Origin of the sequence: Candidatus Corynebacterium faecigallinarum, from assembly GCF_052264515.1 — a bacterium.
Lineage (GTDB): Bacteria > Actinomycetota > Actinomycetes > Mycobacteriales > Mycobacteriaceae > Corynebacterium > Corynebacterium faecigallinarum.
Genome location: NZ_JBQQOC010000079.1, coordinates 1 through 942 on the forward strand (window position 1 = coordinate 1; position 942 = coordinate 942).

Sequence of the window (942 nt, forward strand, 5' to 3'; positions counted from 1 at the left end):
TGGTAGACCCGGGTTCGGGCGGTTCGGACCGGAGTTCCGCGTAATTGTGGTCGCATAGACACACGGAACACGTCATCTTCCTGCACGGATGGCGGATTTACCTGCGCACGGGTGTGTGTCTAGCCCGGATTTTTCATGGGAGTTATCCACAACCCCTCCAGCGGGCCCCACACCGCTGAACGAGGCCCAGCCTACCCGCAGGCATGACCGAACCTCCGGCGGTGGTGACCCAGTGCCGGGGGTGAAGCTGGGGTCCAAGGTCCTCGGGGTCGTGGGGCGGATACGAAGCAGGAGAAAATCACAGAACGCGGTGCCTACAGCGGCGTGGTCGCTGGCCGGTGCTGACCAGTGCCGGTCTATATGAAACTCAGTGACCGGATCCTCGTGATCGCCGCTATCAGCGTGCCGGTGTACTCCATCGCTTCATCAAACCGCACCGTCAACCGCCGGGCATGCCGGGTGACCAGGGCAGCGATCGACCCCATCTTCGCCCGCCACGTCTTGGGTTCCCACAACCACCACTTGTGTTTCGCCGACGGTCTGGGCACCGGAATCGGAGTCCCGTCCGGGGTTTCCCGCGGGTGCGGATCCCCGTCCGCCACAGCGAGGCCTCCTTCTTCGCCGCGGCCAATGCCGCCGGGTCCGCCCCCAACATCTCCGACCAGTGGGACAGACACGTCGCCAGCACCACCGTGGCACACCAGATCCGGTTGGCGTCGAAGGACTGGTGCGCCCATGTTCGCCAGGCCGGTGTCCTTGGTGTTCTTGATCTGCTGCTCACAGCGCCCGCGTGCCCGGTGGCGCAGGTCCAGGGTGGTTACATCCCCGGTCTGGTTGGTGGCAAACGCGGTGACCCGCCGACCGTCCACATCAGTGACCCGCAGGTTACACCCGGCAGACGGGTACTCGACACGCACAATGATGCGCATACTGGGTCTACCG

The 942-nt window shown here is 64.6% G+C and carries 1 protein-coding gene; it reads left to right on the plus strand.

Annotated features, from left to right (window positions below; genetic code table 11):
- Positions 1 to 581: 581 nt before the first annotated feature.
- Positions 582 to 942, plus strand: a 361-nt coding sequence (locus ACTXPP_RS14120) for a hypothetical protein (RefSeq protein WP_443342748.1), incomplete at its 3' end; no start/stop codon positions are given.